At 48.4% G+C, this 279-nt stretch carries 1 protein-coding gene; it reads left to right on the top strand.

Annotation, left to right across the window (positions count from 1 at the left end):
• A partial coding sequence (locus tag ACO0K4_RS19825) for a DNA-3-methyladenine glycosylase I (protein WP_422958366.1) occupies window positions 1-279 on the top strand: 279 nt, incomplete at both ends.

Here is a 279-nt window from a genome sequence, read left to right as displayed (position 1 = left end):
AATGGCCGCAATTCGAAGAAGTGTTCTTTGAATTCGACATCGAAAAGATGCTGATGCTACCGAATGAAATGTGGGAGCAGAAAGCGCAAGACCCGCGCATTATTCGCCACCTGACTAAGGTGATGACTATCCCTGCCAATGCCACCATGATTCACAACGCCAAGCGTGAAGCGGATTCCTTCTCACAAATGGTTGCCGACTGGCCTTCAGAACGCATCACAGAACTTTGGGATTATCTGAAGAAACACGGCAAGCGATTAGGTGGTAATACTGGTGCCT

Origin of the sequence: Undibacterium sp. RuTC16W (assembly GCF_049339445.1) — a bacterium.
GTDB lineage: Bacteria > Pseudomonadota > Gammaproteobacteria > Burkholderiales > Burkholderiaceae_D > Undibacterium.
Note: the sequence above shows the minus strand (reverse complement) of the source record. Positions and strands in the feature narration are given on the sequence as shown.